At 27.4% G+C, this 6,693-nt stretch carries 9 protein-coding genes and 1 tRNA gene; 6 read left to right on the top strand and 4 right to left on the bottom strand.

What is annotated here, in order from left to right:
• The first annotated feature begins 42 nt into the window (after positions 1 to 42).
• Positions 43 to 288 carry a hypothetical protein gene (locus tag J4403_04670; GenBank protein MBS3167466.1) on the top strand — a complete coding sequence of 82 codons (246 nt, stop codon included), beginning with the start codon at positions 43 to 45 and terminating at the stop codon, positions 286 to 288.
• 5 nt (positions 289 to 293) lie between these two features.
• Here J4403_04670 and J4403_04665 read toward each other — a convergent pair whose 3' ends face one another.
• The 3 genes from J4403_04665 to J4403_04655 all read right to left on the bottom strand — a co-directional run bounded on the left by J4403_04665 (position 294) and on the right by J4403_04655 (position 2,457).
• Positions 294 to 1,052 carry a hypothetical protein gene (locus J4403_04665; GenBank protein MBS3167465.1) on the bottom strand — a complete coding sequence of 253 codons (759 nt, stop codon included), beginning with the start codon at positions 1,050 to 1,052 and terminating at the stop codon, positions 294 to 296.
• 3 nt (positions 1,053 to 1,055) lie between these two features.
• Positions 1,056 to 1,973: a transcription initiation factor IIB gene (locus tag J4403_04660; protein MBS3167464.1), complete on the bottom strand. Its 918-nt coding sequence runs from the start codon at positions 1,971 to 1,973 to the stop codon at positions 1,056 to 1,058.
• A 103-nt stretch (positions 1,974 to 2,076) separates the two neighbouring features.
• Positions 2,077 to 2,457 carry a 30S ribosomal protein S8e gene (locus J4403_04655; protein MBS3167463.1) on the bottom strand — a complete coding sequence of 127 codons (381 nt, stop codon included), beginning with the start codon at positions 2,455 to 2,457 and terminating at the stop codon, positions 2,077 to 2,079.
• Positions 2,458 to 2,572: 115 nt separating this feature from the next.
• On the opposite strand from J4403_04655, the gene J4403_04650 reads away from it, so the two are divergent.
• From J4403_04650 to J4403_04630, 5 genes are all read left to right on the top strand, one after another.
• Positions 2,573 to 2,800 (top strand): small nuclear ribonucleoprotein, encoded by a 228-nt coding sequence (locus tag J4403_04650; protein ID MBS3167462.1) that lies wholly within the window; start codon positions 2,573 to 2,575, stop codon positions 2,798 to 2,800.
• Positions 2,801 to 2,825: 25 nt separating this feature from the next.
• On the top strand, positions 2,826 to 2,996 hold the full coding sequence (locus J4403_04645) for a 50S ribosomal protein L37e (GenBank protein MBS3167461.1): 171 nt from the start codon (positions 2,826 to 2,828) through the stop codon (positions 2,994 to 2,996).
• Positions 2,997 to 3,034: 38 nt separating this feature from the next.
• On the top strand, positions 3,035 to 3,622 hold the full coding sequence (locus J4403_04640) for a hypothetical protein (protein ID MBS3167460.1): 588 nt from the start codon (positions 3,035 to 3,037) through the stop codon (positions 3,620 to 3,622).
• A gap of 133 nt (positions 3,623 to 3,755) precedes the next feature.
• Positions 3,756 to 4,697, top strand: a complete 942-nt coding sequence (locus tag J4403_04635) for an SEC-C domain-containing protein (protein ID MBS3167459.1) — start codon at positions 3,756 to 3,758, stop codon at positions 4,695 to 4,697.
• 75 nt (positions 4,698 to 4,772) lie between these two features.
• Positions 4,773 to 4,856 (top strand) — tRNA-Leu (locus J4403_04630).
• Between the two features lie 22 nt (positions 4,857 to 4,878).
• On the opposite strand, the gene J4403_04625 is transcribed toward J4403_04630, so the two are convergent.
• Positions 4,879 to 6,693: transglycosylase SLT domain-containing protein (locus J4403_04625; protein ID MBS3167458.1), on the bottom strand; the 1,815-nt coding region annotated here is incomplete at its 5' end.

Here is a 6,693-nt window from a genome sequence, read left to right as displayed (position 1 = left end):
ATAATTTAAATGCAAATAAAAAATAAACAAATAAAAGAAAAAATGGATTTATTTAACGTTTCTTTTTTAAAGGCATTAGACGGTAAAGGTAATGGTTTTGTAAAAGATATTTATAATATAATCCAAGCTGCAGATGATCTAAAAAAAGATAGTAAAACTGCTTATACTAGGAGTTTAATCACAAAAGAAGAATATGATTCTATTAATTCTTATATTAATATCTGGATTGCTAATCTGATAAATCAACTTTCAGAAGTATTGAAAAGTCTTAAAACCGCAGTAAAGTAAAGATATTATTTATTTTTTAATTGATTATAAATATTAAATTTGTATAAGATAATCCAAGGTGTAAAAAATAATGAAATTGCTATTGAGACTAACGAGCTTATAATAGGTATAAAAGATAAAATCATAAAAAATATAGTTAAGGCTACTGAAGTTAGAATTAAAACTAAAGCGGCGTTTATCGATTCTTTTTTGTTTAAACAAAAGATTTTAAAAGTTGATTTTATTATATCTTTAGTTTTATAGATCAAAACAGGTTCTAAGAAAAACCAGTGGAATAAATAAAGGAAAAATATAACTATTAAAATTAAAACCATTAAGAAAATTAAAAGATATTTAATCCAGTGGGGTATAAAAGTTAATAAATAAATTAATAAAACACCTATTCCAAAAATTACAAGAGCACCGAAGGCTAGCAAAATTGTTGCACCTAGATATTTAAGGAATAATTTCTTTGCATAAGCAAAACCTTCTGAAAGTGTTGCTTTTAGACCGATTGAGACTTTTGAAACCATTCCAAATAGAGCAACTTGGAAAAAGATTGAAACTAAAACTGCAACTAAAATAAATGGAATTAAAAGGACTAAATATATTTTATTACCTATTAAGGTTGATATAAGAACTATTCCTCCTATAAAAAGCAACAACACAAAGGATATTGCACCCGCAATTAAAGAAGGGACTATTAACATTAAGTTTTGGAATAATTGCTCTAAAGAATTCTTAAGTGTTGCAAAATATTCTATTTTTGAATCTAATTTTTTCAAGGTTTATCTTCTCCTTTTCTTTTTTACTTTTCCACCCAAATCTAGTTTCTTTAATAGTTCTTTATAACGATTTCTAATTGTAACTTCTGTAACACCAGCAACATCTGCTACTTCTCTTTGTGTTCTTTTTTCATTATTAATTAAAGCAGCGACATATAATGAAGCGGCTGCAATTCCTGTAGGTCCACGACCAGAAGTTAATTCTGAGTTTTGGGCTTTTTCTAGAATTTCTACAGCTTTTGTTTGAGTATCTGCATTTAATTTTAAAGATGTTGCGAATCTTGCTATATATTCAACAGGATTAGAAGGTAAAATTCTAATTCCTAATTCTCTTGTTACAAATCTATAAGTTCTTCCAATTTCTTTTTTATCTATACCAGATGCTTCTGATAATTCATCTAATGTTCTTGGAACTTCATGTATTCTACATGCAGCATATAATGCTCCTGCTACAACACTTTCCATACTTCTTCCTCTTACTAATCCTTTTACAACTGCATTCTTATAGATAGTTGCAGATTCTTCTTCAACTACTTTTGGAAGTTTTAAATAATTAGAAACACGTTTTAGTTCTGCTAAAGCAATTTTAAGATTTCTTTCAATAGCAGTACTAACTCTTGAGTGCCATTGTCTTAATCTTGTGAATTTATGTCTTGATTTACTGTCTAATAAATTAATGTCAGATCTTTGACCTACATCAGTACCTAAACCACTATCATATTTAGTTGCTGTTAGGGGTGCACCAGAACGTCTTCTTGAAGCAGATTGTTCATGATCAAACCCACGCCATTCTTGGCTAAAATCAATCATTCTTTCTTCAATAACTAAACCACAGTCCTTACAGATGACTTCACCTTTATCTTTATTGAACATTAAATTAATACTACCACATTCAGGACATTTTTTAATAAAAGTAGTCATTTAACTCTCCTTTGAAAATTTTGCAAAAAGGCAACATTTATAAGAAACAAGCAAATTTGATTTATAAAGGTTTCGAAAATGGGTATTTTTGGCTTAAAAGGCTTTAATCTAATAGAATAGCGTTTATTGTACCTTCTTGACCCGGTCTGCTAGTTATTCTTGCTTTACCCTTATCTGTTTCTATAACTGCTCCCTTAGTCATAATATTTCGTCTAATAAAGTTTCTATTGGCAGCATTATCGACTACTGTAAGAATTTTTGCTTTGTGGTACTTTTTGTCTTTCTTAGAATAAACATTTGCTATGTTTGAGCTAAATAGAATTGTTTTTTGATGGCCGGCTTTTGTTCTTAGATTTTTTTTCTTTAGTTCAGATAATTTTGTAAATGTAGGTAATCTTCCTAGTTCGTAGATTTTTTTAGTTCTACAAGTAATATATCTTCCACCTGAAACTTTTTTCTTTGAACGTGTTTGTGTTATAGCCATGGTTTTAAAAAAAAGTATCCTATTTATATAACTTTCTGAATTTAGTTTTATTTATATAGAAAGGTTTAAATAGTATCTTTTTCTTTGAAAAATCATATTATAGGGGGTTTTAACCATGGATCCATCAAGACCATTAGATGCGTTGAATTTAAACAGAAACAAAAAAGTTTTAGTAGAAACAAAGAATAATAAACAATTTATCGGAGCATTAAAAGCTTTTGATATACATATTAACACAGTTTTAGATGATGCTGAAGAATATATCGACGGTCAACTTAAAAGAAAGTTAGGAACTGTTTTTATAAGAGGAGATACAATAGTTATGATTTCACCTGCTACTTAAGGCAGGTTTTTTCTAGGAGAAAAGTATGACAAAAGGAACACCTTCAATGGGTAGGAAGTCAGGAAAGAAGAATTTTATAATTTGTAGAAGATGTGGAAGAAGAACCTATCATGCAAGTAAGAAAAAGTGTAGCTCATGTGGTTTTGGAAAATCTGCAAAGCAAAGAACCTATTCGTGGAAGAAAAAAGGCAAATAAGTTTATTTAAAATTACATAAATTAGTTTAGGTGAGAGTGTGGAAAAGGTTTATGAAGAATTTTTTAATAAAAATAGAACTCTTTATTCTTTAGATGGAGAGCTAGATCCAAAGTTATACTCTGGTTTAATTGAAAGATTTTCTTCTGAGATTAAAAATATTAATTGGAATATTATTTGTGATCCATATGTTGCGGTAGAAGATGAAATATTTAGAAAATATCATAAGATTCGTAGTAATGAACTTGCTTATTGGTGGTTTGCTGAAAAAAGTGAAGATTTTTGGAAGGCGCATCCTTTATTTGATTTAGCTCACAATAATAACAAAATTAAAATTATGGTCTCTAAACAAAGAATTGAACCTCACTTTTTAATGGGCAGCGAGTCTAATGCCCTTTTAGTTGAAGAGCCACATTTAGAATTAGAAGAAGTTATTTCTAAAAAATATTTAAATAATCAAGAAAGTTATGATAATTATTTACAGATTTGGAAGAATAAGTTAAAAAACTGTTATGATTGGCAAGAAAAAAGTAAAAGAGTATTTTTTAAACCAAGAACTATTTTTGAACAAGAAAATAAAGTTTTAGAAGAACTAAATCAAGAAGATAAAGTAACTATTTTAGATTAAGATTTGGGAGGATATATCAAAATTGAGTAAAGAAGATGGAATTATTTTTGGACAAAAAGAATTTGATTTGGCTTGGCAGGAGTTTTTTAAAGATAGACCAAAGCCAGAAAATGAACAAGAAGAGAAAATTCAAATGGAAGAGTTTGCTTACTGGTATAATTATGTAAGAAAACAAAGTGATACCAATAAGACCCCTGCGGATATGTATGAAGAAATTTATGGAGAAAAACCTCCTAAAGAGGTAATTAAAGCAAGTAGAATGATAAATTTTGGTTGGGATGATGATTATGATGAAGAACTTATTGGTTTAATTGAAGAATTAAAAAATTATGACTATCAAAAAGAAGATAATCTAAATTATAATATAATTAGAAAAAAATTAGAACCAACAATTAATAAAATTATTAAGAAAGGGGAAAATTCTTTAAATTATATTCATGAACTTTTAGAAAATGAAGAAACTTGGAGTTGCTTATTTTCTTTGGAAATTCTAAGTAAAATAAAAAATAAAAAATCAATTCCATATCTTATAAAATTTATAGAAAAAAATGAAAATGGGGATTGCTTTGAAAATTGTGAGATTGCTTTAGAAGCATTAGTTAATATAGGTAATTCTGCAGTAGAAGAGATTATTTGTTCCTTAGAAACTGGACTTAAAAATAAAATTTATCATAGTTATTTATTTGAAACTTTATCAAAAATTAATAATCCAAAAGGGAAAGAATTTAGATTGGGATTATTGAATGATTATCTCAATAACCCCCAAAAATATCAAGGTTGGTTTGATTTAACGATGTTTATTTGTAATTTTAATGATGATGAAAAGGAGGTTCTTCCTTTTTTAAAAGAACTTAAAAAAATGAATTTAAGTAAAGAAGAAAACCTTGAGCTTGATAGCGCTATTGAAATGATGGAATGTCCTGAATTATACGAGAAAAAAATTAATCTAGAATTAAAAGAAATTGAACCTTTAATTAAAAAAATATTTGGCGGTGTTGTAAAGAAGGGGCTTTGCCCCTGTGGTTCTGGAAAAAAGTACGAAAAATGTTGTTTGAAAAAGGAAAGAGAAATATAGTGAAACTTGCAACAAAATTAAACTCTTTTTTAAACAAAACCTTTTTAAAATAAGCTAGATATTCTTATATTATATGCGGGGGTGCCGGAGTGGTCAAACGGGCTAGCCTTAGGAGCTAGTGGCTCAGTGCCTACGCAGGTTCAAATCCTGTCTCCCGCATTTTAATTTAGAACTAATTAACTTATATTAATCCTTGAACTAAGAGGTCTGCTTTAATCTGATTTTGAGAATAATCTGAATTTTTTTCTAATAATTTAAATATTTCCCACATAAATATTATATTAGGAACATAAGTATCTGCTGTCGATGAAGGGATTTTTGATTTATATATTGAAAAATCCTTGCTTACTTTAGATTTTATAGCTCTTTGAACGCATTTTACACCACAATTATATGCAGCCACTGCAGAAATTTCATCTTTAAGAGAGTCGTAGTTTGAAAATAAATATTTTGTACCCATTTCTATATTTATTTGTGGGTCTTTAGCATGTCTAAAATCTAAGTTCGTTAACATAGTCCAAGTACTGGGAATTATTTGCATTACTCCAGTATCTTGATCTGAATTTACTATTTGTGTGTTTGCTTCTGATTCCTGTGCAATTATAGCTTTAATAAGATTTTTATCAATTTTACTCCCAGCTATATAGTATTTATTATAAGCTTCGTCTATAAAATTATTATATCCTAAATCTTCTATTTTTTTATTAGTACGTATAGCTTTTTTAATTAAGTTCGCTTTTTTATTTGAATCTAAATTGCTTATGATTTGATTAACCTTTGAAGGTTTATTTTCTATTTCTTCTAAAACCACATTTCTAGTATTTGAAGTAGTTACTTCTTTAGAAGTAAATTTATTTTTGTCAATTAAAGAATTTTTGTTTAATAATTCTTCAGCTATAAAACTTTTACAAAATAAATTTATATAAGGTTCGTCAACTTTTTGTGGGTTTATATTATTTGTTTGATTATCTAATTCTTTTTCAATTTCATTTGATGTTGCAGAAGGGTTTTTTTCTAATATTTGAAAGATTTTTTGAGCAAGTTTAACTTTAAAAACATAATCTTGATTGGATTGTAAAATATTAAGTTTATACGTTAATAACTTTTCATTTGCAGATCTTTCATAATCTTTTGAATCTAAAATGTTTTTAAGACAATTATATTCTTTGCAGTTAAAAGAGGCTAAAGTTAAATCAATATTATTAAAAAAGTAATAATTAAAAAGAAAATATTTTATTCCTGCACGAATATTCAAAGCGGGATTAAATCCATCTGGATTGATACTTTTATCTCCCTGAGAATAAGACCACTGATTTTGACTAAGCTGCATTAAACCAAATTTGTAGTCTTTTCGTATTGAACGGTACCCATTGGATTCTATTGCAATTATAGCTTTAATGAGGTTATAATCTAAATGGATATTTTGTAGTTTATAATCGCTCTTAGCCATGTCTAATTCGGTCTTTATTATGTTTGCATAAAAATAGGGGTAGGAATTAATTATTTGTTTATTTGTGAATAAGACTTGATTTATTATCTCTTTTTTTTCTTCAGAAGATAAACTTTTTATATTTTCATAAAATAAATCTATAGATTCATAGCGGGGATATTCACTCCATCTATAATTTTTTAATGTAGAATCCGAGCAATCATAGTCCAAACTTATGTAGGTTCCTTTTTTTCTTAAATTAATACATATAGAATCATAATCTTTAGAATTAATAAAACTTTTTATCCCATTAGCATTTTCTTTTTTTTCGAGCTGACCAGTTACTAACTGGGGGGGTTTATTATTGTTTTTGGTGTCTTTTAAATAAATAATATAATCTATTGGTAAGGTTGATGAACTAATAGTATAATAAATAGTATTAAAATTGTTATATTTGTCATAATTATTTTTTTCAAGATAGATTCTATAAGTTGGTGATTCCTCATAAAGTGGTGATTTATGCTCCTCCTCCATTTCAGATTTATATAATTCAATGATTTTTGGAAT

This window comes from Candidatus Woesearchaeota archaeon, from assembly GCA_018302225.1.
Taxonomy (GTDB): domain Archaea; phylum Nanobdellota; class Nanobdellia; order SCGC-AAA011-G17; family JAGVZY01; genus JAGVZY01.
This window is presented reverse-complemented; position numbering and strand designations above follow the sequence as displayed.

Bases quoted from the DNA above. Each gene is read 5' to 3' on its own strand.
- J4403_04670 (MBS3167466.1), top strand. From the start codon at position 43: ATGGATTTATTTAACGTTTCTTTTTTAAAGGCATTAGACGGTAAAGGT.
- J4403_04660 (MBS3167464.1), bottom strand. From the start codon at position 1,973: ATGACTACTTTTATTAAAAAATGTCCTGAATGTGGTAGTATTAATTTA.
- J4403_04655 (MBS3167463.1), bottom strand. From the start codon at position 2,457: ATGGCTATAACACAAACACGTTCAAAGAAAAAAGTTTCAGGTGGAAGA.
- J4403_04650 (MBS3167462.1), top strand. From the start codon at position 2,573: ATGGATCCATCAAGACCATTAGATGCGTTGAATTTAAACAGAAACAAA.
- J4403_04645 (MBS3167461.1), top strand. From the start codon at position 2,826: ATGACAAAAGGAACACCTTCAATGGGTAGGAAGTCAGGAAAGAAGAAT.
- J4403_04635 (MBS3167459.1), top strand. From the start codon at position 3,756: ATGGAAGAGTTTGCTTACTGGTATAATTATGTAAGAAAACAAAGTGAT.